The following is a 23124-nucleotide window of genomic DNA, read 5'->3' on the forward strand; positions in this document are numbered from 1 at the left end:
TCACTCTTTCCCCGCTGCGGCGTCAGCCAGCGCGTTGGCGCCACCGACGATCTCGCTGATTTCCTGGGTGATCTCGGCCTGGCGAGCCTGGTTCATCTGCTGCGTGAACACGCGGATGAGCTCGTTGGCGTTGTCGGTCGCCGACTTCATGGCCCGGCGGCGCGCGGCGTGCTCCGAGGCGGCCGACTGGAGCAGCGTGCTGAAGACGCGCGACTCCACGTACCGCGGGAGCAGCGAGTCGAGCACGTCGCCCGCGGTGGGCTCGAACTCGAAGTAGGGCAGCGGCGTCTCCGGCTTCTCGGCGGTCTCCTCGACCTCCAGCGGCAGGATCCGCTTGACCACGACGTTCTGCGTGAGCATCGAGACGAACTCGGTCGAGACGACGTGGATCTCGTCGATCTCCTCGGCCGAGAACGCCGAGATGAGGACGTCGGCGATCTCCTTGGCGTTGGCGTAGGCGGGGCTGTCGGAGAACCCGCCCCACTGGCCGCCCATCTCCCGTCCCCGGAAGCTGTGCCAGGTGATGCCCTTGCGTCCCACCACGTAGGGCACCGGCTCGATGCCCCTGCTCCGCAGCAGGCCGCCGAGGGCCTCGGCCTCACGCAGGACGTTGGCGTTGAAGCCGCCGCAGAACCCGCGGTCGCTGGTGACGATGAGCACACCCGCCCGGCGGGGGGTCTCCCTCGCCACGGTCAGCGGGTGGTCGACGCTGGCGGTGTTGCTGACCACGCCCGTCACCGCGCGAATGATCTCGCGCTCGTACGGCACCGCGGCCTGCATCCGCTGCTGGGCCTTCACGATGCGCGAGGAGGCGATGAGCTCCTGGGCGCGCGTGATCTTCGCCGTGGACTTGACCGACTTGATCCGCCGCCGCAGCAGTCTTAGCTGGGCACCCATCGGCTACTTCTTCTCGTTCGTGCGGATCTGCTTGGTGATCTTCTCCTGGCCGACCTTGTCGGCACCGAGGGCCGCGACCGGCTCGTCGTTGATCAGCAGCTCACCCGCGGAGGTCTCGAAGCCCTTCTTGAACTGGGTGATCGCGTCCTTCAGGGTCGTGATCGCGTCGTCCGAGAGGTCCTTGGTCTCGCGGATGCCGTCGAAGACACCCTTGTGCTCACGGCTCAGGTAGTCCAGGAACTCCGCCTCGAAGCGGCGGATGTCCTCGACCGGGACCTCGTCGAGCTCACCGGTGGTGCCGGCCCAGATCGAGACGACCTCCTTCTCCACCGGGAAGGGGCTGTACTGCGGCTGCTTGAGCAGCTCGACCAGGCGCTGACCGCGCTCCAGCTGGGCCTTGGAGGCCGCGTCCAGGTCGGAGGCGAAGGCCGCGAAGGCCTCCAGGTCGCGGTACTGAGACAGGGCGAGACGGAGCGTGCCGGCGACCTTCTTCATCGCCTTGGTCTGCGCCGAGCCGCCGACTCGGGAGACCGAGATACCGACGTTGATGGCCGGGCGCACACCGGCGTTGAACAGGTCGGTCTCAAGGAAGACCTGGCCGTCGGTGATGGAGATGACGTTGGTCGGGATGAACGCCGAGACGTCGTTGCCCTTGGTCTCGATGACCGGCAGACCGGTCATCGAACCGGCGCCCATGTCGTCGGAGAGCTTGGCGCAGCGCTCCAGCAGACGCGAGTGCAGGTAGAAGACGTCGCCGGGGTAGGCCTCACGGCCCGGCGGGCGACGCAGCAGCAGGGAGACGGCGCGGTAGGCGTCGGCCTGCTTGGTCAGGTCGTCGAAGACGATCAGAACGTGCTTGCCCTGGTACATCCAGTGCTGGCCGATGGCCGAACCGGTGTAGGGGGCGAGGTACTTGAAGCCGGCCGGGTCGGAGGCCGGGGCGGCGACGATGGTGGTGTACTCCATCGCGCCCGCCGCCTCCAGGCGGCCCTTCACCTGCGCGATCGTCGAGCCCTTCTGGCCGACCGCGACGTAGACGCAGCGGACCTGCTTCGCCGGGTCGCCGGAGAGCCAGTTCTCCCGCTGGTTGAGGATGGTGTCCACGGCGATGGCGGTCTTGCCGGTGCCGCGGTCACCGATGATCAGCTGACGCTGGCCCCGGCCGATCGCGGTCATGGCGTCGATCGCCTTGATGCCGGTGGCCAGCGGCTCCTTCACCGGCTGGCGCTGGACCACGGAGGGGGCCTGGAGTTCGAGGGCGCGCATGCCCTCGGCCTCGATGGCGCCCTTGCCGTCCAGCGGGTTGCCCAGCGGGTCGACCACGCGGCCGAGGAAGTTGTCGCCGACCGGCACGGAGAGGACCTCACCCGTGCGGCGGACCGACTGGCCCTCCTCGATCTTGCTGAAGTCGCCCAGGATAACGACACCGATCTCCCGGACGTCCAGGTTCAGTGCCAGACCACGCGTGCCGTCCTCGAACTCCAGCAGCTCGTTCGCCATCGCCGAGGGAAGGCCGGAGACATGGGCGATGCCGTCGCCGCAGTCGACGACGGTCCCGATCTCCTCGCGCGCGGCGCCTTCCGGCTCGTACGCCTGGACGAAGCGCTCAAGCGCGTCCCGGATCTCGTCCGGCCGGATCGTAAGCTCCGCCATCTCTCTTCTGTCTCCCTATTCGCCTAGCCGGCCAACCGGCGGCGGACTTCTTCGATTCGTCCCGCGATGGTGGTGTCGATGAGGTCGTCCCCGATGCGGACCGAGAACCCACCGATCACTCGCGGATCCACCTCGACGTTCAGGTGAACGTCGCGGCCGTACGAGGTGCGCAGCCACGCGGCCAGGCGCTGCTTCTGCTCCTCGGAGAAAGCGACGGCGCTGCGCACCACCGCGACGAGACGCTGTCGCTGGGCGGCGACCAGGCTGCCGAACTCCTCCAGCCCACCGTCCAGGCTACGTCCTCGCGGATGCACCACGAGCTGCGTGACCAGACGGAGCGTGGACGGGCCGACCTTGCCGCCGAGCAGGGTGGTGAGCAGCTCCCGCTTGGCCTGCACGGGCGCCGCCGGGTCGGTCAGCGTCCGGTGCAGGTCCAGGTTCCCGGCGACGATGCGCCCGAACCGGAACAGCTCGTCCTCGACGTCGTCGAGCCTGCCCTGCGCCTCGGCCTCGGCCGAGGCGGCGACCACGCCGAGACGCTCCAGCACGTCGGCCAGGTCGCCGGAGCGCGCCCACCTGGCGGAGACGGCCGCGACGACCGTCTCCAGCGCGGCGGCGCCGACCTTGCCCTCCAGAAGGATCCGGATGGTCTGGGCCTTCTGCTCCGCCGGGCGCGCGGCGTCGGACAGGCTCCGGCGGAGCCCGTGCTCACGGTCGAACAGGTCGGCGACCGCGAAAAGCTCGTCGGCCAGCGTGCCGAGGTCCGCGCTCCCCGCGACGGCGTTGAAGCGCTCCTCGACCTCGGCCAGCGAAGCCCTGCTCAAGCCTCTCATCGGACCGCCGCGCTGCTCGATTCAAGCTCCTCGAGGAAGCGGTCGACGGTACGGCGCTGACGTGCCTCGTCCTCCAGGGACTCACCGACGATGCGGCCCGCCAGGTCGGTCGACAGGCGACCGATCTCGGCGCGGAGCTGGGCGAACGCCTGCTGACGGTCCGCCTCGATCTGGGCGTGCGCGGCCTCGATGAGGCGGCGGGCCTCGGCCTGCGCCTCCTCGCGGAGCTCCGCCTTGATCTGAGCGCCCTGCTCACGGGCCTCCTCACGCAGGCGGGAAGCCTCGTGACGAGCCTCGGCGAGCTGCTCCTTGTACTGCGCGAGCAGCGCCTGGGCCTCGGCCTGGGCGTCCTGCGCCTTCTGGATGCCGCCCTCGATCGCCTCGGTCCGCTCGGCCAGAGTCTTCTGGATCCGGGGAGTGAGGATCTTGCCGACAACGAGGACGACGACAGCGAAGGCGAAGATGCCGACGACCAGCTCGTAGACGTGCGGGATGAGCGGGTTGTTCCCCTCCGCCGCCACGAGCGAAGCTGCTGTGATCATTGGTGCAGCCTTCCGTCAGAGATGTTCCGGTCTTACCGGCCGAACATGAACGGCGCGACGAGACCGATGAGGGCCAGCGCCTCGGTGAGAACGAAGCCGAGCAGCATGTTCTGGCGGATCAGACCGTAGGCCTCGGGCTGGCGGGCGATGGCCTGCACACCCTGACCGAAGATGATGCCCACGCCGATGCCGGGGCCGATCGCGGCGAGACCGTAGCCGATGGAACCGAGGGAGCCGGTGACCTCAGCGAGGATGCCCATTGTTGTCTTCCTTTACTGATCGGCCGGTGGATGCCCTCCACCGGTCTGGATATTCGAGGTAGGTCGTGGTGCTCGGGTCAGTGCTCGGCGTGGAGCGAGTTGCCGATGTACATCGCGGCGAGCATCGCGAAGAGGAACGCCTGCAGGAACTGGATGAACATCTCGAAGCCGGTCATGGCGATCGTCATGACGACGCCGATCACGCCGAGCGGGGCGCCCAGCGGGGTGAGCTTCTCGAAGAGGAACCAGAAGCCGACCAGGCTGAAGAACGCCAGGATGATGTGGCCGGCGAACATGTTCGCGAACAGTCGCACCGCGTGCGTGAAGGGCGCGATGATCAGGTTCGAGAGGAACTCGATCGGCGCGAGCAGCACGTAGATCGGCTTGGGCAGGCCCGGCGGGAACATCATGTTCTTGAAGTAGCCGATCGGGCCCTGGTGCTTGATGCCCAGGTAGATCTTGAGGATGTAGATGCTCAGCGCCAGCACGACCGGGAAGGCGATGTGCGAGGCGACCGGGAACTGGATGACGGGGATGACGCCCATCAGGTTCCAGATCCAGACCATGAAGAAGATGCTCAGCAGCAGGCCCATCCACCGGTCGGCGTCCTTGCCGAGGAAGGGCCGGGCGACCTGGTCTCGGACGAACGTGTAGCCGATCTCGGCGACGTTCTGCACGCCCCGGGGCACGAGCTTCGGCTTGGCGAAGGCGGCCCAGCAGAAGGCGATGACGATCAGCGAGCTCAGCAGCGCGAGGAGCACCGGCTTGGTGAACCAGGTGACGCCGGCGATGATCGGAGGAAGGTCGAAGAGTTCCAGCCCCGGAGGCGTGAACTTGTCCTCGGGAGCGGTGAGGAGCGTCAGCGTACTCACGCGGCGGTCCCTTCAACGTGGTAGTGGATCGAAATGGCTTCGTCGGCGAGCCGGCCGCAGCCGAGGACTAGCGGCCGTACTTCCGGTAGACCAGGTAGACGGCGAGAGCGACACCGAGAATCAGCCCGATCGGAGTGAAGGCGACCACGCCGGTCCACTTGGACAGCAACCAGCCCGCACCGCCGTACAGGATCATCCCGGAGAGCAGATAGCTGGGGACCGACCAGGCGGCGTTGGCGAAGTCGCGGCCGTCGTCCTCGGGCCGGATTTTCTTCTCGCTCATCGCGGCCACGACGATAGCAGGCGTGATAAGGGCTAGTCATATCGGGCCCCACCGCATCCAGGGAAAGCTTAGCCCTCATCGGGGATCACCCTGGCCCGGGACCTTGCCCTCCGGGTCGACGTAGAACATTCTGAGCTTCATGAAGCCGCGCACCTCGCCGATGGTCCAGGCCAGGGTGCAGACGATGGCGGCCCAGCCGAAGGCCTTGGGCTCGAACGCGGTGGCGTCCTCGAAGGCTTTGAGCATCGCCATGACCGCCAGGATCTTGACCGCGTAGGTCACCACCGCGGCGGTCATCATCATCATGGGCGAGACGCGGCTGGCATAGGAGACCGCGACCAGTCCGAGGGTGAAGAACGCCGAGACGACCAGTAGCCCGATCGCGGCGCCCAGCGCGCCCTTCCCGCCGGCCACCAGAGCCGCGACCACGACCACGGCCAGCCCCGCCAGGACGGTGGGGATCGCGGCCCCCTTCAGGAGGCTCATGTCGTTGGCCTGCATCGACACTCCAGGTGACTGTTATCAAGCGAGCGATTGCTACTCAGCAGGCCTCGTACTGTTCAGCGCCTGCTAGTGAAAGCTATCACAAGCTCTTGGAAGAGCGCCTTTACCTGCCGTTTCAAGTAAACGATCAAGAGGTTGCCGGGACGTGTTCAGCACGTCGTCCCAGGTTTCAGCGTGAGGTCTCGGAGGGCGGGAAACCCGGCCTGAGCGCGCTGAGTGACAGATCGGGCAGGGAGGAGAGCACCGCCGTGTCGTCACCCGCCCCGGGCGTCCCCGGGCGCGGCGGCTCCGGCGAGAACGGCGGGACGGCCCGCGGGAACGGGGGCTCCGCCGGGAACGGGTGAGGGACCTGCGCCGACTGGGGCTGCGGCTGCAGCGGCTGCGCCGGCTGGGGCTGAGGGTGCGGCGGCTGCGGGGAGACCGGGCGGATGACCCCCGGGGACACGGCCCCCGGGGACACGGCCTCCGGAGGGAGCGGGACGACGGTCTGGTCCCGGCCGGGACCCTCGGCGGGACGCGCGTGGCGTCCGGTGGCGCGCGCGCCCCCGCCGTTGCGGCGCGAGCGCAGGCGCGGCAGCGCCATGGCCACCAGCACGCCGACGGCCAGCAGCACGGTCAGCGGGAACAGGATCAGCGGGACACCCTCGATGGACATCGCCACGACCGCGAAGGCGAACAGGGACGTCCAGGCGTACATGATCAGGACGCTGCGGCGGTGCGAGTGCCCGATGTCCAGCAGGCGGTGGTGCAGGTGGCCGCGGTCGGGGGCGAACGGCGACAGGCCGTTGGAGGTGCGCCGGATCACCGCCGTGATCAGGTCGAGCAGCGGCAGGACCAGGATCGCGACCGGGACCAGCAGCGGCAGGATGACGGGGAAGGAGTTGATGCTGTCCAGGTCGAGCGGCGTAATCGTGATCATCGTGGAGGCGAGGACCAGGCCGATGAGCATCGCCCCGGTGTCACCCATGAAGATCTTCGCCGGATGGAAGTTGTGCGGCAGGAAACCCAGGCACATGCCGATGAGGACCGCGGCGATCGTCGCCGTGGCGTTGATGCTGGTGTTGCCGAAGGTCGCCGAGAGGCTGATGGCGTAGATCCAGGTGGCCATGGCGGCGATGCCGACGATCCCGGCGGCCAGCCCGTCCAGCCCGTCGACGAAGTTGACGGCGTTGATCATGACGACCACGACCAGGATCGTGACCAGCGGCTTCAACCTGGAGTCGAGGGCGTAGATGCCACCCATGTCACTGGGCAGCGGGATCCACGGCAGGGTGACGTCGAAGGCCGCCAGCACACCCGCCGCGCCGATCTGCCCGGCGAGTTTGATCAGGGCGTCCATGCCCCACCAGTCGTCCAGGAATCCGGTCAGCGTGATCAGGCCGCCCGCCAGGATCAGCGCGGTGACGGTCTTCCCCCCCGCCAGGTCATCGGCCGCCAGCCCCAGCTTCCCCCCCACGTACGGCAGGTTCGCCGCCACCAGCAGGCCCGCCACCAGCCCGCCGTACATGGCCAGGCCACCCAGACGCGGGGTCGGCGTGGTGTGCACGTCCCGGTCGCGGACCTCGGGCATCGCCCCGATGCGGATGGCGAAGACGCGCACCAGCGGGACCAGCAGATAGGTCGCCGCCGCCGCGACGAGAGCCGTCAGTAGGTATTCGCGCACGGACCTAGTTTCGCGGATGGACCGGCCAGCTGTGACCGGAAAACTGCACAGAGCGCCTCATAATTCGCTGGGATATGCGGGATGGATGCGCGTCAGCTCCGCCACCCGCTCCCTGACCTCCCCCGCCGCGTCGGGCTCGCGCACGACCCGCGCGATCATCGTGGCCACCTCCTTCATCTCCTCCTGTCCCATGCCCTGCGTGGTCACGCAGGGGGTTCCCACCCTGATGCCGGAGGTCACCGTGGGCGGTTCGGGGTCGTAGGGGATGGCGTTGCGGTTCAGGGTGATCCCGGCGGCGGCGCACCGCTGCTCGGCCAGCGCGCCCGACACCCCGGCGTCGCGCAGGTCGATCAGGGCCAGATGGCTGTCCGTGCCGCCGGAGACCGGCCGGAGTCCCTCGGTGGCCAGCGCGTCGGTCAGCGTCCGGGCGTTGTCCACGACCCGGCGGGCGTAGTCGGCGAACTCCGGCCGCAGCGCCTCCCCGAACGCGACCGCCTTGGCCGCCACCGCGTGCATCAGCGGGCCGCCCTGGACGAACGGGAACACCGCCCGGTCGATCTTCGCCGCCAGCTCCGCCGTGCACATGATCCCGCCGCCCCGCGGACCGCGCAGCGCCTTGTGCGTGGTGAAGGTCACCACGTCGGCGTACGGCACCGCGGACGGCAGCGCCCCTCCGGCCATCAGCCCGATGGTGTGGGCGACATCGGCGAGCAGCCACGCGCCGACCTCGTCGGCGACCCCCCGGAAGGCCGCGAAGTCGATCTCCCTCGGGTAGGCGGTGGCACCACAGATGATCATCTTGGGCCGGTGGCGCAGCGCCAGCGCCCTGACCTCGTCATAGTCGATCAGCTCGGTGTCCCGGCGCACGCCGTACGCCACGATGTCGAACCAGCGGCCGGAGAAGTTGACCTTCGATCCGTGGGTGAGGTGCCCGCCGTGCGACAGCTCCATGGCCAGCACGGTGTCACCCGGCTGGAGCAGCGCGGCGTAGGCGGCCAGGTTGGCCGAGGCGCCCGAGTGCGGCTGCACGTTGACGTGCTCGGCGCCGAACAGCTTCCGGGCCCGGTCGATCGCGAGCCGCTCGGCCCGGTCGACGACCTCGCACCCGCCGTAGTAACGCCGGCCGGGGTATCCCTCGGCGTACTTGTTGGTGAGGGTCGAGCCGAGCGCGGCCAGCACCGCGGGCGAGGCGAGGTTCTCGCTCGCGATGAGCTGGATCCCGCCGCGCAGCCGGTCGAGCTCGTCGAGGAGCACTCCGGCGATCTCGGGATCCTGCCGGAGCAGAAGGCTGAAGTCGGGCCCGTAGTACGGCACGGGGCTCTTGGGGCTCCCAGGACTCATCGCCTTACTCCGTTCGGCGGCGGGCGGACGACTCCTCTCCACTCTAAGCCCGCACGCCCTCGTTATCCCATGTCAGGGCGGGTCGCCTGGCGAGGTCTTAACAGAACGCCCCGGAGAGTCCTTCACGGGACACCTCTCGGGACGCGGACCCACCTTTGGGAGAACGCCCGCCCCCGGGAGAACGCGTCTCAGGAGAACGCGTGCGGCGCCCCGGTGTTGACCGGCACCCAGCGGGGCGTGTCGGCGGCCTGGTCGCTGATCGAGGTGAGGATCGCCTGCCGGTACTGGCCGAGGCGGGCCCGCCACTCCACCAGGTCCCGCACGTAGCGCTCCCCCACCGGGGCGTCCCAGACATCGCGGCTCCTGGACATCTGGTAGGCCTTGTCCAGGGAGGTGGTCAGCGTCTCCAGCAGGGGCAGCACCTGTCCCCACAGGGTGACCAGCCGCTGGTACTCCGGGTTGAACTCCCAGGTAACGGCCGCGCCGGGGCCGAGCAGCGCGGAGCCCGCGGAGTCCGGCGCGGGCGGTGTCTCCCCCGGCTGGAGCGGCTGCGGGGCGGGCGGGTCTGCGTACATTCAACGGCTCCTCACGCCGACTCTGCGCCTGACGACCCGCCCGGGGGCGGGATGGGCCGGAGCGGCTCGCCCGGCTCCACATCGCCCGCCGGGCCGTCCGGCCTGATGTCCATGGGCGCCCAGGGTCCCTCACCCCAGGTCTCCCCGTCGGGCACCCGCACGTCCGGCATGTCCAGCGGCTCGATCTCGCGCACGTTGTCGACGAGCGTCCTGAGCGCGTCCGGGTCCAGCGGCCTCGCCTCGACCGAGACCACGTCGCCGCCGTCGGTCGCCCACGGTGCCGTGGAGCCTCCGGAATCGTCACCACTCCCGGAACCACCGGAACCGCCGGATTCGCCCTGAGTACCCGAATCTTCCTGCGCGCCGGAGTCGCCGGGCGTCGTGTCGCCGGGCGTCGTGTCACCGGGCGTCGTGTCACCGGGTCGGACCTCACCCTCGGCCCTCGGCGGCTGGATCGCCTCGTCGTCGGCGGGTCCCGCGGTCTCGACAACGGGGCTGTCGGGCTTGGCGGTGGGGAGCGGCTCGCCCGGCTCGACCTGGCCGGGCGGCCCGTCCACGGCCTCGGGGTCGCCCTCCACGGAGGGCATGTCCATGGGCGGGACACCCTCGATGTTCCGCAGCAACGTCTCGACCTCCGCCGCGGTCGGCGGGTCGAGCGGGATCTGCAGCACCCTCACCCCGTCCACCATGACGACCTGGGGCTTGGGATCGCCGCTCTGGTCGATGTCGTCGGGGTGGTCCTTCCGGGGCGTGTCCATGAGGTCGTCGTCCCGGGATCCGTCCGGCGGCGGATCCTTGGGCTCGGGCTTCGGCTCCGGCCCGGAGTCCTTGGGCTCGGGCTTCGGCTCCGGCGCGGAGTCCTTGGGCTCGGGCTTCGATTCCGGCGCGGAGTCCTTGGGCTCGGGCTTCGGCTCCGGCGCGGAGTCCTTGGGCTCGGGCTTCGATTCCGGCGCGGAGTCCTTGGGCTCGGGCTTCGGCTCCGGCGCGGAGTCCTTGGGCTCCGGCTTCGGCTCCGGCGCGGAGTCCTTGGGCTCGGGCTTCGGAGGGTCGTCCGCCGACTGGTCCTCGACCCGCGGCCCGCCGGATGTCTCCTTCTGATCGGCCTTCTTCTCCAGCAGGACGACACGCCCGGAGACGTCCTTCACCAGGGCGTCGCACGCCTCGGCCACCTGCACGGGGCGGTGGGCGGACTGGGAGGAGAGGCCGGCCCCGCTCATGAGCCGGGTGACGCGGCCCTCGACCGTCCGCATCTGCTCGGCGGCCTGTTTCACCTCGGCCAGCAACTCGCGGACCAGCTCGGGGTCCATCCCGTCGAACTTTCCCATGGGCGTCTCCCGGGGGGTGTCGGCCCACTTCACGCTACCGGGGAGACGGCCTCCCGTCATGATGATAATCATCCGGTATAGGCCACGGCGGAGATCGGAAGGCCGGTCGTCGCGCCGACAGTGCCGTGTGACAGTGCCGCGTGGTACCGGTGAGCCGTACAGTATCGGCAGTTCGCGTAGTTTCACCTCACCCGGCTGGCCGGCTGTACCGGACTCGATAGGGGCCACCGCAATGCGTCGTCGCGTCCTGCGGCTACTACTGATCGTCTGCATCACAGGCGGCCTGATGGGGGCGTGCGGCGCCGGGGCGCTCTACATGTTCCAGGCCAGTCTCGACAGCGACATCACCCGCCTCCCCGATGCGATACCCACCCTTGAGGCGGACCGGCCGCCGCCGGAGGTGGGCGTCGGAGAGAACTGGCTGCTCGTCGGGACCGACAGCCGCTCGGAGACCGCGACGACCGGCAAGGACGCCGGGAACTCTCTCTGGCGGCCCGGGCAGCAGCGCACCGACACGATCATGCTGGTCCACCTCTCCGAGGCCCACAACCGCGTGTACGTCGTCTCGATCCCCCGGGACTCCTGGGTCACCATTCCCGGCAAGGGCAAGGCGAAGATCAACGCGGCCTTCTCGTGGGGCGGTCCCGCCCTGCTGATCAGGACGGTCGAGAAGCTCACCGGCGTCCGGATCGACCACTACGCCGCGATCGACTTCCAGGGGTTCGCCTCGGTCGTCGACACGGTCGGCGGTGTGCACGTGGACATCGCCGAGACGGTACGGGACCCGTACAACAGCGTCACCTGGCAGGCGGGCCGCCAGCACCTCAACGGCGAGAAGGCGCTGCTCTTCGTCCGCCAGCGGGCCAACCTGCCCGGCGGCGACTTCGACCGGATCAAACGCCAGCAGGCACTGCTGAAGTCCATCGCCGACAAGGTCCTCACCGCGGAGACGCTGGCCAACCCCGTCAAGGTCAACGACCTGCTGCGCACGGCGGCCAGGTCCCTGAGCGTCGACGAGGGGGTCACCGCGGGACTGCTCAGGTCGCGGCTGATCGACATGGCCGACCTCGCCTCCCTCGACTACCTCACGATGCCGGTGAAGGGAACCGGCACGGAGTCGAAGCAGAGCGTCGTGTATCTGGACATGCCACAGGTCCGCGCGCTCAGCGCGGCGATCCGGGACGACCAGGCCGATGTCTACGTGAGCCAGACCGACAGCGGCAACGAGGTGGAAACCGTACGCTGACCGGCTGGACGCGCGTCAGTCGCCGGTCTCCGGACCGGCGTCCGTCGCCACGTAGCCGACCACGCCGCGCAGCTTCTCCACCGGGATCGCCCCCTTGCGCAGCAGCCGGGGCACGGCCGTGGTCAGGTCGAGGATCGTGGAGGGGACGTCGTCGGCGCAGGGCCCCCCGTCGAGGTAGACCGAGATCGAGTCACCGAGCTGCTTCTCCGCGTCGGCGGCCGTGGTCGCGGGGGGCGCCCCGGAGCGGTTGGCGCTGGAGACGGCCATCGGCCCGGTCTCCTTGAGCAGGTCGAGCGCCACGGCGTGCAGCGGCATGCGCAGCGCGACGGTGCCCTTGGTGTCGCCCAGATCCCAGGAGAGGGAGCGGTTCGCCCGGCAGATCAAAGTGAGCGGACCGGGCCAGAAGGCGTCGATGAGGTCCTGACCGTACGGTCCCAGGTTCTCCACCAGGGCGTTGGCCGCCCGCACGGTGCCGACCAGGACGGGCACCGGCATGTCCCGGCCGCGCCCCTTGGCCTCCAGGAGGCGGGCGACGGCCGACTGGGTGAAGGCGTCACCGCCGATGCCGTAGACGGTGTCGGTCGGGAGGACCACCAGCTCGCCCTGGCGTACGGCGGAGGCGGCGTCGGTCAGCCCCGCGGCCCTCTGCTCCGCGTCGGCGCAGTCATATCGTCGGCTCACGGGACGCCATCCTATTCGGTCCGCCGCCCCTGATCGGCTATTCCTGGCCGAAACGAGCGGTGACGAACCGGTCTCTGCGGGTGAGGTCCTGGCGGCTGCGCACGTCGCGCCAGCCGTTCTCCTCGGAGAAGATCAGGTAGACCGGGGTGCCCTGCTGGTCGGCGTGCTCCACGGCGACGAAGCCCCCGGGCCGCAGCAGCCGCCTCGCGGTCCGCTCCACCGCCCTGACCTCGTTCAGGCCGTCCTCGCCCGAGCCGTACAGCGCGCGGTACGGGTCGTAGTCACGCACCTCGGGATCGCGCGGGATCGCCCCCGGCGGGATGTAGGGCGGGTTCGAGATGACCAGGTCCACCTGGCCGTCGAGCTCGGGAAGGGCGTCCGCGAGGTCCTCGGGGTGCAGGTGCACCCGGCCCTGGCCGTGTTCCAGGATGTTGCGCTTGGCCCACCGGTAGGCGTCCGGATCGACCTCGACGGCGTGCACCGTGGCCAGGGCGACCTCCTGGGCGATGGACAACGCGATCGCGCCGGAGCCGGTGCCGAGGTCCACGACCACCGGAGCGGCGACGTCCATCTCCCGCAGCCGCTCGATGGCCCATCCCGCCACGACCTCGGTCTCCGGGCGCGGGACGAACACGCCGGGGCCGACCTCCAGGGACAGGTAACGGAAATAGGCCCGCCCGGTGATGTGCTGGAGCGGCTCGCGGGCCTCCCGCCGGGCGATGCCCTCCCAGAACAGCGCGTCGAAGTCCGCGTCGGCCACGGTGTGCAGCTCGCTGCGCCGCACGCCGTGCACGTAGGCGGCGATCTCCTCGGCGTCGGTGCGCGGCGACGGCACACCGGCCTCGGCGAGCCGGGCGGTGGCGAGGGCGATCTCGTCCAGCAGAAGGGTCATGGGCGCGTTCTGTGCGTTGGCCTTAGGAGTGGGCCGCGAGCTTCTCCGCCATCTCTGCGTCGAGCAGGGACTGGATGACGGCCGACAGGTCGCCGTCCAGCACCTGGTCGAGGTTGTAGGCCTTGAAACCGGTGCGGTGGTCGGAGATGCGGTTCTCGGGGAAGTTGTAGGTGCGGATGCGCTCGGAGCGGTCGACCGTACGGATCTGGGACTTGCGCTCGGCCATCGCCGCGGCGTTGGCCTCCTCCTCGGCGAGGGCCTGCAGCCGTGCCCGCAGGATGCGCATGGCCGACTCCTTGTTCTGCAGCTGGCTCTTCTCGTTCTGGCAGGAGACGACCACCCCGGTCGGCAGGTGCGTGATGCGCACGGCCGAGTCGGTGGTGTTGACGCTCTGGCCGCCGGGGCCGCTGGACCGGTAGACGTCGATGCGCAGGTCGTTCGGGTCGATCTGGACGTCGACCTCCTCGGCCTCAGGGTAGACCAGCACGCCCGCCGCGCTGGTGTGGATGCGGCCCTGCGACTCGGTGACCGGCACGCGCTGCACGCGGTGGACGCCGCCCTCGAACTTGAGCCTCGACCAGACGCCTTCGTCGCCCCTGGCCTTCAGCGCGACCGTGACGTCCTTGTATCCGCCCAGGTCGGAGGCCGTCATGTCGATGATCTCGGTCTTCCAGCCGACCCGCTCGGCGTAGCGGAGGTACATCCGCAGGAGGTCGCCGGCGAACAGGGCCGACTCCTCACCGCCCTCACCCGCCTTGATCTCCATGATGATGTCCTTGTCATCGTTGGGATCACGCGGGATGAGCAGGTGGCGGAGCTTGTTCTCCAGCTCGGGGACGCGAGCCTCCAGCTCCTTGGCCTCCTCGGCGAACGCCTCGTCCTCCGGGGCCAGCTCCCGGGCGGTGGCCAGGTCGTTCTGGACGCTCTCCAGCTCGCGGTAGGTGGCGATGACCGGAGTCAGCTCGGCGTAGCGCCGGCCGAACGTGCGTGCCTGCGTCGGGTTGGCGTGCACGGCGGGATCGGCGAGCTTGAGTTCCAGCTCGGCGTACTCACTGAGCAGCTCGTCGAGGTTCACCGCACGTCCTTCTTCCTTGGAGAGCCCTTTTACCCTGCCTTATCACCACGAACGCCGACCCGGGCGGGTCCCCCGGGAACGGGGGACACGCCGAGCCGGCGTCGGGACGAGGGCTACTTGCCCGCGGGCTTCTTGCCGAAGCGCTTCTCGAAGCGCGCCACGCGGCCGCCGGTGTCCAGGATCTTCTGCTTGCCCGTGTAGAACGGGTGGCAGGCGGAGCACACGTCGGCGTGGATCGAACCGGTCTTGGCCGTGCTGCGGGTCGTGAAGGTGTTACCGCAGGTGCAGGTCACCTGAGTGGTGACGTACTCCGGGTGAATGTCGGGCTTCATGGCTTTCGTCCTCTCCAGTGCGCGGTCGCCGGGTCGCCACTGCGTCTCGCCGAGAGTGGCGTGCGCGCTGAGGCACACCGGAGTGCGCGCGGGCGGGAACCGGAACCGCTGCGGTTCGGTAACCAGTGTGCCAGATGCTGCAACCACTTCAGCCCACGAGGCATTCCCAGGGACTTGATCGATTCCCATAGACGTGCCACTTCCGCACCGTTAGGCTCCCATGCCCGAACTGTAACTTTTCCACCTTCTTTACCCAACTAAGGGGATTAATGATGAGGAAGGGAATGCGGTTGCTCCTCGCGACCGCTACGGGGGCCGCCGTCCTCGCCGGGAGCGTGGCCACCGCTCTCGTACCGACGACCGCACTCGCCGCCACCGAGTGCTCGAAGAGCGACGAGTTCAGCAAGGTCGAATGGACCGACGCGTTCGTCCCCCTTGAGAAGAACAACAAGGTCACGGTCACCGCCGTCCTGAAGAGCCCCTTCAAGAAGAACGCTGACGGGACCTGGGAGCGGACCGCCGACAAGAAGGCCGTCTACTCCTTCACCTCCGTCACCGGTGATCTGACCAAGGCGGACAACGCGAAGGCCTCGCTCACCGTCTCGAAGCTGCCCGACCCGCCGGCCGTCGCGGACGACGATCTCAAGAAGGCGCTGCCCGAGGTCAAGGTCACGGCGGAGTTCGAGATCGCCAAGGCCGACAAGGACGGCAAGTGGACGCTGAACCTCAGCGCCGACAACAAGGCGTGCTCCGCGGAGATCACGGTCGACCCGCAGGTCAAGTTCGTCTCCGCCGCGGTGACCGACCCGGTCGTCCTCCGGTCGGGTGAGGACACCGAGGTCAAGGTCCGCGCGAACGTCATCGGCGCCTCCTCGGTCAAGGGCAAGCTCTACAGCGACGACGAGGCCGACTCCGTCGACGTGACCCTGACCAAGGGCAGCGGCAACGCCTGGCACACCACCACCTCCTTCGACACCTCCTACGCCACCGGAAGCTGGACGCTGGAGCTGGTGGCCTCGCGCGGCGGCCAGGACCTGAAGACCGAGAAGGCCGACACCTTCTACGTCCAGAAGAGCTCCTCCAAGAAGAAGACCAAGTCCAGGGTCTCCTTCGACGTCTCCGCCAACAAGGTCAGGAAGGGCACGTCCGTCCGCCTGTTCGGCAAGGTCTACCGCGGCTACTCGGCCTACTCCGGTAAGACGGTCGGGCTGTACTACAAGAAGAAGGGCGGCAGCTGGAAGTTCGCCTACTACGTCAAGGCGAGCAGCACCGGCAAGTTCAGCAAGACGGTCAAGCCGAGGTTCGACGCCTACTGGCGGGCCGTCGTCGGCGGGACCAGCAAGACCCACGGTTCCACGTCCGGCTACGAGTACGTCGACGTCCGCTAGGGGAGCGGGATCCGCGGCGCGCGGAGCCGCACGGTGTGCGTCCCCAACCCCGGGCGCAGGCCGTACGGACCGCGCGGCGGCACGGCAGGCGCCCGCGAACGGCGCGGACAGACGGCGCCGATGAACGCCGATGAACGCCGATGAACGATGATGAACACGGATGAGCACGGGCAAGCGAAACGCCCGGTGGCCGAGGCCACCGGGCGTTTCCCGTACGGGACGACGGGTCAGTCGCGGTCGGAGTTGACCGTCGTCTTCTGCACCTGGAGCAGGAACTCCGCGTTGGACTTGGTCTCCTTCATCTTCTCCAGGAGAAGTTCCAGAGCCTGCTGCATGTCCAGGGCGTGCAGCACGCGCCGCAGCTTCCAGACGATCTGCAGCTCGTCCTTCGACATGAGGATCTCCTCCTTGCGGGTGCCGGACGCGTCGACGTCCACCGCGGGGAAGATCCGCTTGTCGGCGAGGGAGCGGTTGAGCTTGAGCTCGGCGTTGCCGGTGCCCTTGAACTCCTCGAAGATGACCTCGTCCATCTTGGAACCGGTCTCCACCAGCGCCGTGGCGAGGATCGTCAGCGAGCCGCCGTTCTCGATGTTGCGGGCGGCACCGAAGAAGCGCTTGGGCGGGTAGAGCGCCGTGGAGTCGACACCACCCGACAGGATCCGGCCGGAGGCCGGGGCGGCCAGGTTGTAGGCGCGGCCCAGGCGGGTGATCGAGTCGAGCAGCACGACGACGTCGTGACCCAGCTCCACCAGGCGCTTGGCCCGCTCGATGGCGAGCTCGGCGACCGTGGTGTGGTCCTCGGCGGGACGGTCGAAGGTCGAGTGGATGACCTCGCCCTTCACCGACCGCTGCATGTCGGTGACCTCTTCCGGACGCTCGTCGACGAGGACGACCATCAGGTGGCACTCGGGGTTGTTGCGGGTGATCGCGTTGGCGATCGACTGGAGCACCATCGTCTTGCCCGCCTTGGGCGGGGAGACGATGAGACCGCGCTGGCCCTTGCCGATCGGGGCGACCAGGTCGATGATCCGGGTCGTCAGGATGTTCGGCTCGGTCTCCAGGCGCAGGCGCTCCTGCGGGTAGAGCGGCGTGAGCTTGTTGAAGTCGGGCCGCTGGCGGGCCTGCTCCGGGTCCATGCCGTTGACCGTGTCGAGGCGGACGAGCGCGTTGAACTTCTCGCGGCGCTCACCGTCGCGCGGCTGGCGGACGGCACCGGTGACGACGTCGCCCTTGCGCAGGCCGTGCCGGCGGATCTGGGCCAGCGACACGTAGACGTCGTTGGCGCCGGGCAGGTAGCCGCTGGTCCGGACGAACGCGTAGTTGTCGAGGATGTCCAGGATTCCGGCGATCGGGATCAGGACGTCGTCCTCGCCCACCACGGGCTCGTTGCCGTCGAAGCGGTCACGGCCGCGGCGGTTGCGCTCCCGGAACCGGCCGCGGCGGCCACGACGGTCGTCGTCCTCCCCGCCGGCCCCGTGCTGGTCGGTACGGCCCTGCGTGCCGCGGTTCTGGTCACCGCGCTCGGTCCGCTCGGCGCGGTCTCCGCGGCCCTGGCCCGCGTCGGCGGCGCGCTGGTCGGAGCGGGCCTCGCCACGCTCGCGGCCCTCGCCACGCTCACGGCCCTCGCCACGCTCACGGCCCTCGCCACGCTCGCGGCCTTCACCGCGCTCGCGACGCTCGCCGCGGCCACGGCGGTCACGGCGGCTCTCGCCACGCTCGGAACGGCCTTCGGCCTGGCCGGCCTCGGACGGCTGCTCCACGACGGGAGCGGCGGCGGCCACCGGCTCGGGCGCCGCGACCGGCTCGGGCGCCGACACGGGCTCGGCGGCGGGGGCGGGAGCAGCGGCCCGGGAACGTTCCCGGCGGCTGCGAGTGGGGCGCTCGGCGGCCGGTTCGGCGGCGGCCGGAGCCTCCTGGACCGCGGCGGGCGCCGGGGCGCTCTCCGCGGAGACTCCCTGCTTCTCCTGGATGGCCGCGATCAGCTGGCTCTTGCGCATCCGCCCGGTCCCGCTGATGCCAAGGCTCGTCGCCATGGCCTGCAGCTCAGGCAGCACCATGGCGGACAGGCCGGTGCCGGAGCGACGACGCTTCACGGCGCGGGTGGGGGTGTCGCCGGCCGCCGGCTGGGCGCCGTTGGCGTCGGAGAGGAGTTCGGTGGTGTCGCTCACTAATGGGTCCTTCCCAGGGGTCGGGCGTGGCCACGATCGGCCAATCGTCCCGGTGGTGCGATCGGCCCGGTGGGACAGACCGGGCCGGGTTGCACGTCACGATCCTCGACGGCTCGTGGGAGCCGCCGCCGCTGTCGGAGAAAGGCGTATCCACGCCGTCACCATCGAGGCTCATCGACGGTGGGGCTTGGAGGACACCCCCCGGATCGCTACCGGCAACCAGATGTCGAGATGGTTCGAACGCGCATGTCCCCTGAAACGCCGTCTCTGACAGCCCCAACCGAATGTGGGCCATTCGGAGGCGACGGATTCGGGGAAACCACTGTGGCGCCCGCACCTCACGGAGCGAGGCGTGGTACGACGATGTGTGGCTGACAAGCACGCACCCGAAACGGGGGCACCTGGTGCGGCTATCAGCCTAACATCACCAGCGCACACAGCTATTCCCTGAAGGTCGCAGAGGTATCAGCGTGTCTCGGGAGAAACGACGCACGCACCGTGGGTCTCGACATCCAGTGGCTGGATGTGCCAGTCAGTACCCACTTCCGGTGCGATCAAATCCTGCGTATCCGCTGCCGGAAACGCAAGAACCGTGGGACCCGCCCCCGAGACGACCGCCGGGACGCCCGCTCCGCGCAGGCGCTTGACCAGCTCGGCCGTCTGCGGCATGGCGGGAGCGCGGTAATCCTGGTGCAGCCGGTCCTCTGTCGCGGCCATGAGCAGGTCCTGCTCCGGCCGTCCGGTCAGCGCCGCGATCAGCAGTGCCGCCCGCCCGGCGTTCGCGGAGGCGTCCGTGTGCGGGACCTGCTCGGGGAGCAGCCCCCTGGCGACCTCCGTGGACAGGCGGTGCCGAGGGATGAGCGCCACCGGCCTGACATCCGTGTGTGGAACCAGTTTCACCATACGCGGGACGCCCGGCTGCTCCATCCACGCGATCGTCAGCCCTCCGGCCAGACAGGGGGCGACGTTGTCGGGATGCCCCTCGATCTCGGTGGCGAGGGCGAAGGCGTCGTCGTCGGTGAACGCGCGCTCCGCCGGATTCCCCTCATAGCTGAACGCGGGGCCGTCCGGGCGGGGTTGCGCGGCGTACGGTGCCGCCGCCAGGGCACGGGCCGCGACGATCCCGGCGCAGATCGCGGCCGAGGAGGAACCGAGTCCGCGCGAGTGCGGGATGCGGTTGCGGCAGCGCAGCCGGATGCCCCGGGGCTGCGGCAGGCCCATCCGGTCGAAGGTCTTGCGCATCGTCGCGACGATGAGGTGGCCCTCCCCGAGGTCGAGCTCACCGGTGCCCTCGCCCTCCACGGAGACCATCGCGACCCTCCCGTTCGAGGAGGTCGAGGAGGTCGAGGCGGGTTCGAAGAGGGTGGCCTCGACCTCGTCGTAGAGGGCGAGGGCCAATCCGAGCGTGTCGAACCCGGGGCCGAGGTTGGCCGAGGTCGCCGGTACGCGGACGACCACCGTGCTGTCGGTCATGTATCTCCTTGTTGCTCGCCGTACGGCGGCGCCGGGAGCCGCCGTGACGCGACCCGCCGTACCGGCGCCGGCAGAGGGACGCCGGCTCGGCGGGCGGGGGCGGACGCCTGCCACCGAGACGGCCCGATCCGGCCGAGGCGGACGCCGAGCGCCGGAACGGCTCGGTCCGGCGGGTCAGACGAGGTCGAGGGCGGTCGCGGCGGCGTGGGCGTCGATCGGGATCGTCAGCGGGGTGGGGGCACCGGAGATGGCCCAGTCGGGGTCCTTGAGGCCGTTGCCGGTCACCGTGCAGACGATGCGCTGGCCGGGATCGACCAGGCCCTGCTCGTGGGCCTGGAGGAGGCCGGCCACGCTGGCCGCCGAGGCCAGCTCGACGAACACGCCCTCCTCCTGCGCCAGGAGCTTGTAGGCGGCGGCGATCTGCCGGTCGGTCACGGACTGGATGACGCCGCCGGATTCGTCGCGCGCGGCCTCGGCCAGCTGCCAGGAGGCGGGGTTGCCGATGCGGATCGCGGTCGCGATCGTGTGCGGGTGGGTCACCGGGGCGCCGTTGACGATCGGCGCGGCGCCGCTCGCCTGGAAGCCGAACATCCGGGGCGTCCTGGTGGCGATGCCGTCCCCGGCGTACTCGGTGTAGCCCATCCAGTAGGCCGAGATGTTGCCGGCGTTCCCGACCGGGATGCAGTGGATGTCGGGCGCGTCGCCGAGGGCGTCCACGATCTCGAAGGCCGCGGTCTTCTGGCCCTGGAGCCGGAACGGGTTCACCGAGTTGACCAGCGCGATCGGGTAGTTCTCCGAGAGCTTCCTGGTCATCTCCAGGCAGTCGTCGAAGGAGCCCTCGACCTGGAGCAGCTTCGCGCCGTGGACCAGCGCCTGGGCCAGCTTGCCCATCGCGATCTTGCCTCGGGGCACGAGCACGGCGCAGGTCAGGCCCGCGCGGACCGCGTAGGCGGCGGCGGAGGCGCTGGTGTTGCCGGTGGAGGCGCAGATGACGGCCTTGGCGCCCTCCTCGACGGCCTTGCTGATGGCCATCGTCATGCCGCGGTCCTTGAAGCTGCCGGTCGGGTTCAGTCCCTCGACCTTCAGGTACACGTCACAGCCGGTCAGCGCCGAGACCCGGTGCGCCGGGACGAGCGGCGTGCCCCCCTCCAGGAGGGTGACAACGGGCGTCGCCGTGGTCACCGGAAGCCGGTCGCGATACTCCTCGATGAGGCCACGCCACGCCCTGGTCATGATTGCTCCTCCCGCGCAGGACCCGGCCGTGCGCGTTCTACCTGCGATGTTGGGCAAAGAGTCTACGGCCAATGGTCTCGGCGGCGGGATGCGGCGTCCACCAGATGGACATCTCAGGCGTCGTCCACACAGGGAACACTCAACAACAGCGAATATGGTCAAGGTTCTGACAAGCGACAACGCGAACGAGGGGCGCGACATCATGACGGGCGGAGCAGCGAACGACCTGCCCCCGATCCGGCACAACGACTACTCACCGCTGTGCCCTCCCGCACTCGGCGAGTGGGCTCCCTCTCTCTCGGTGAGCGTGGTCATCCCGGCCCACGGCGGGCAGCACCGGCTCGACCTGACCCTCGCCGCCCTGGCCGCGCAGACATATCCGGATCACCTCATGGAGGTGATCGTGGTGGACGACGGCAGCGACCCGCCGCTGCGCCTGCCGGAGATCGTCCCGGAGGAGACCCGGATCGTCACCGCGGACCCCGGCGGCTGGGGTATCGCGCACGCGGTCAACACCGGGGCGTCCCTGGCCGGCGGTGACGTCCTGCAGCGCCTGGACGCCGACATGCTCATCTGCCGCGAGCACATCGAGGCGCTGGCCCGCTGGCACCACCTGGCCGGCCACCTGGTGACCATCGGGGCCAAGAAATTCGTCGAGGAGCCCGCGCTGGAGCCCGGCGAGGTGTACGAGGCCGTGCGCGCGGGCTCGCTGGAGTCGGTCGTCGACCTGTCGGCTGCGCTGGCCAGCTCCACCGAGCAGACCATCGCCCGCACCGACGGGCTGCGCGCCAGCCGCAACCCCTACCACGTGTGCACCGGCCCCACGGTGTCGATGCGGCGCGAGACGTTCCACGCCGTGGGCGGGATCGACCCGGACGTGCTGCGGGGCGAGGACACCGAGTTCGCCTACCGGCTGGCCCAGCACGGCGTGGTGTTCATCCCCGACATGGAGGCCGGGGCCGTGCACCTCGGGCTGCCCGCCCAGCGGCGGGACCGGGAGCGGGTCGTCCGCGCGGTCGCCCCGTACCTGGCCCACCGGGTGCCGCTCCGCAGGGACCTGCGCAAGGACCGGGGGCGCCGCTGGCTGGTGCCGTACGTCGAGGTGGTCCTGCACGTGGGCGGGGCCGCCCTGGAGCGGGTGCGCGAGGCGGTGAACGCGGCGCTGGAGGGGTCGGTGACCGACGTGGTGGTCACCCTCGTCGCACCGTGGTCGTCGCTGCCCCCGGGGCGCCGCCCCGTGCTCCGCGACCCCGCGTTCGAGCTGCGCCTGATGCGCGAGCACTTCGCCCACGACGAGCGGGTACGGCTGGCCGACGAGGTCTCCCCGAGCCCGGCGCCGATCCCGTTCCGCTACACGGGCCCGGTCTCGGTCCCGCTGGAGCACAGGTCGCTGGAGAAGATGATCTCCGCGCTCCAGGGGGACCGGGCCGGGCTCCTGATCGTCGATCTCCCCGGTCACGGCCCGGCCACGCTGGAGCGCACCGAGGCGCTGGGCCGGGCCCGCCTGCTGGGCGCGGACGGTGCGGACGACGTGGTCGCCTCGATCGAGCGCACCCACGGCGTACGGCACGGCGCCCCGCAGGAGTTCTGGCCCTCCCGGCCGGTGACCCGGACGGGTCCTGCGGAGAAGGCTTCGGAGAAGGCACCGGTGAAGGCCCCGCGCCCGGACGACCCGGCGCGGGAGGAGGGCAGGAGACCGGAGGCCGGAGTCCCTCAGACAGGAGTCCCTGAGACGGGAGTCCGTGAGGCGAAGAAACCCGATCCGGACAGGCGCACTCCCGGGAACCGGGGATCGGCCGGTCCCGCGCCGCGCAAACCGCCCTCGCTGCTCTCCCGCCTCCGGGACGCCATCCGCGCGGACTGACCGGGCCGCCCGCCGGGCGCGGGC

21 protein-coding genes and 1 pseudogene are annotated in these 23124 nt (G+C 69.9%); 3 read left to right on the forward strand and 19 right to left on the reverse strand.

Features of this window, described 5'->3' with window-relative positions; translation table 11 throughout:
* From IEZ08_RS09340 to IEZ08_RS39430, 12 genes and pseudogenes are all read right to left on the reverse strand, one after another.
* Nucleotides 1-897: a F0F1 ATP synthase subunit gamma gene (locus IEZ08_RS09340; protein WP_068921647.1), complete on the reverse strand. Its 897-nt coding sequence runs from the start codon at nt 895-897 to the stop codon at nt 1-3.
* Between the two features lie 3 nt (nt 898-900).
* Nucleotides 901-2550, reverse strand: a complete 1650-nt coding sequence (gene atpA / locus IEZ08_RS09345) for a F0F1 ATP synthase subunit alpha (protein WP_068921646.1) — start codon at nt 2548-2550, stop codon at nt 901-903.
* A gap of 23 nt (nt 2551-2573) precedes the next feature.
* Nucleotides 2574-3383, reverse strand: a complete 810-nt coding sequence (locus IEZ08_RS09350) for a F0F1 ATP synthase subunit delta (protein ID WP_068921645.1) — start codon at nt 3381-3383, stop codon at nt 2574-2576.
* Nucleotides 3380-3925, reverse strand: a complete 546-nt coding sequence (locus tag IEZ08_RS09355) for a F0F1 ATP synthase subunit B (protein WP_068921644.1) — start codon at nt 3923-3925, stop codon at nt 3380-3382. The genes IEZ08_RS09350 and IEZ08_RS09355 overlap by 4 nt, the downstream gene beginning before the upstream one ends.
* A gap of 32 nt (nt 3926-3957) precedes the next feature.
* Nucleotides 3958-4185 (reverse strand): ATP synthase F0 subunit C, encoded by a 228-nt coding sequence (gene atpE, locus IEZ08_RS09360; protein WP_068921643.1) that lies wholly within the window; start codon nt 4183-4185, stop codon nt 3958-3960.
* Nucleotides 4186-4262: 77 nt separating this feature from the next.
* Nucleotides 4263-5057 carry a F0F1 ATP synthase subunit A gene (gene atpB, locus IEZ08_RS09365; RefSeq protein ID WP_068921642.1) on the reverse strand — a complete coding sequence of 265 codons (795 nt, stop codon included), beginning with the start codon at nt 5055-5057 and terminating at the stop codon, nt 4263-4265.
* Nucleotides 5058-5124: 67 nt separating this feature from the next.
* Nucleotides 5125-5340, reverse strand: coding sequence for an AtpZ/AtpI family protein (locus tag IEZ08_RS09370; protein WP_068928434.1), 216 nt, complete (start codon nt 5338-5340; stop codon nt 5125-5127).
* Nucleotides 5341-5415: 75 nt separating this feature from the next.
* Nucleotides 5416-5841, reverse strand: coding sequence for a Cg1360 family ATP-synthase-associated protein (locus IEZ08_RS09375; RefSeq protein WP_068921641.1), 426 nt, complete (start codon nt 5839-5841; stop codon nt 5416-5418).
* 505 nt (nt 5842-6346) lie between these two features.
* A pseudogene (locus tag IEZ08_RS09380) lies at nt 6347-7507 on the reverse strand (MraY family glycosyltransferase); the annotation flags it as partial.
* 57 nt (nt 7508-7564) lie between these two features.
* Complete coding sequence (gene glyA / locus IEZ08_RS09385) at nt 7565-8848, reverse strand: serine hydroxymethyltransferase (RefSeq protein ID WP_189242002.1); 1284 nt, start codon at nt 8846-8848, stop codon at nt 7565-7567.
* Between the two features lie 188 nt (nt 8849-9036).
* Nucleotides 9037-9423 carry a hypothetical protein gene (locus tag IEZ08_RS09390; RefSeq protein ID WP_068921639.1) on the reverse strand — a complete coding sequence of 129 codons (387 nt, stop codon included), beginning with the start codon at nt 9421-9423 and terminating at the stop codon, nt 9037-9039.
* 11 nt (nt 9424-9434) lie between these two features.
* Nucleotides 9435-10748, reverse strand: a complete 1314-nt coding sequence (locus IEZ08_RS39430; RefSeq protein WP_229803010.1) for a hypothetical protein — start codon at nt 10746-10748, stop codon at nt 9435-9437.
* Nucleotides 10749-10980: 232 nt separating this feature from the next.
* Here IEZ08_RS39430 and IEZ08_RS09400 point away from each other — a divergent pair, with 232 nt between their 5' ends.
* A complete protein-coding gene (locus tag IEZ08_RS09400; protein ID WP_176728402.1) occupies nt 10981-11994 on the forward strand; it encodes an LCP family protein in 1014 nt (337 codons plus the stop codon).
* A gap of 15 nt (nt 11995-12009) precedes the next feature.
* Here the strand turns inward: IEZ08_RS09400 and IEZ08_RS09405 are convergent, their stop codons facing one another.
* The 4 genes from IEZ08_RS09405 to rpmE all read right to left on the reverse strand — a co-directional run bounded on the left by IEZ08_RS09405 (nt 12010) and on the right by rpmE (nt 14974).
* A complete protein-coding gene (locus tag IEZ08_RS09405; RefSeq protein ID WP_068921637.1) occupies nt 12010-12675 on the reverse strand; it encodes an L-threonylcarbamoyladenylate synthase in 666 nt (221 codons plus the stop codon).
* Between the two features lie 37 nt (nt 12676-12712).
* Nucleotides 12713-13567, reverse strand: a complete 855-nt coding sequence (prmC, locus tag IEZ08_RS09410; RefSeq protein WP_068921636.1) for a peptide chain release factor N(5)-glutamine methyltransferase — start codon at nt 13565-13567, stop codon at nt 12713-12715.
* Nucleotides 13568-13589: 22 nt separating this feature from the next.
* Nucleotides 13590-14642: a peptide chain release factor 1 gene (prfA, locus tag IEZ08_RS09415; RefSeq protein WP_068921635.1), complete on the reverse strand. Its 1053-nt coding sequence runs from the start codon at nt 14640-14642 to the stop codon at nt 13590-13592.
* A gap of 113 nt (nt 14643-14755) precedes the next feature.
* Nucleotides 14756-14974, reverse strand: coding sequence for a 50S ribosomal protein L31 (gene rpmE / locus IEZ08_RS09420; RefSeq protein WP_068921634.1), 219 nt, complete (start codon nt 14972-14974; stop codon nt 14756-14758).
* A 284-nt stretch (nt 14975-15258) separates the two neighbouring features.
* Here rpmE and IEZ08_RS09425 point away from each other — a divergent pair, with 284 nt between their 5' ends.
* Nucleotides 15259-16362 carry a hypothetical protein gene (locus IEZ08_RS09425; protein WP_068921633.1) on the forward strand — a complete coding sequence of 368 codons (1104 nt, stop codon included), beginning with the start codon at nt 15259-15261 and terminating at the stop codon, nt 16360-16362.
* 227 nt (nt 16363-16589) lie between these two features.
* On the opposite strand, the gene rho is transcribed toward IEZ08_RS09425, so the two are convergent.
* The 3 genes from rho to thrC form a co-directional block, all read right to left on the reverse strand.
* Nucleotides 16590-18530 (reverse strand): transcription termination factor Rho, encoded by a 1941-nt coding sequence (gene rho, locus IEZ08_RS09430; protein WP_068921632.1) that lies wholly within the window; start codon nt 18528-18530, stop codon nt 16590-16592.
* 465 nt (nt 18531-18995) lie between these two features.
* Entirely contained in the window at nt 18996-20003 is a 1008-nt protein-coding gene (locus tag IEZ08_RS09435; RefSeq protein ID WP_189242003.1) for a homoserine kinase, read from the reverse strand.
* A gap of 174 nt (nt 20004-20177) precedes the next feature.
* On the reverse strand, nt 20178-21236 hold the full coding sequence (gene thrC, locus IEZ08_RS09440) for a threonine synthase (protein ID WP_068921630.1): 1059 nt from the start codon (nt 21234-21236) through the stop codon (nt 20178-20180).
* A 154-nt stretch (nt 21237-21390) separates the two neighbouring features.
* On the opposite strand from thrC, the gene IEZ08_RS09445 reads away from it, so the two are divergent.
* Nucleotides 21391-23100, forward strand: coding sequence for a glycosyltransferase family 2 protein (locus tag IEZ08_RS09445; protein WP_229803011.1), 1710 nt, complete (start codon nt 21391-21393; stop codon nt 23098-23100).
* Nucleotides 23101-23124: the final 24 nt, after the last annotated feature.

The sequence above is a fragment of the Planobispora rosea genome (assembly GCF_014648175.1).
GTDB lineage: Bacteria > Actinomycetota > Actinomycetes > Streptosporangiales > Streptosporangiaceae > Planobispora > Planobispora rosea.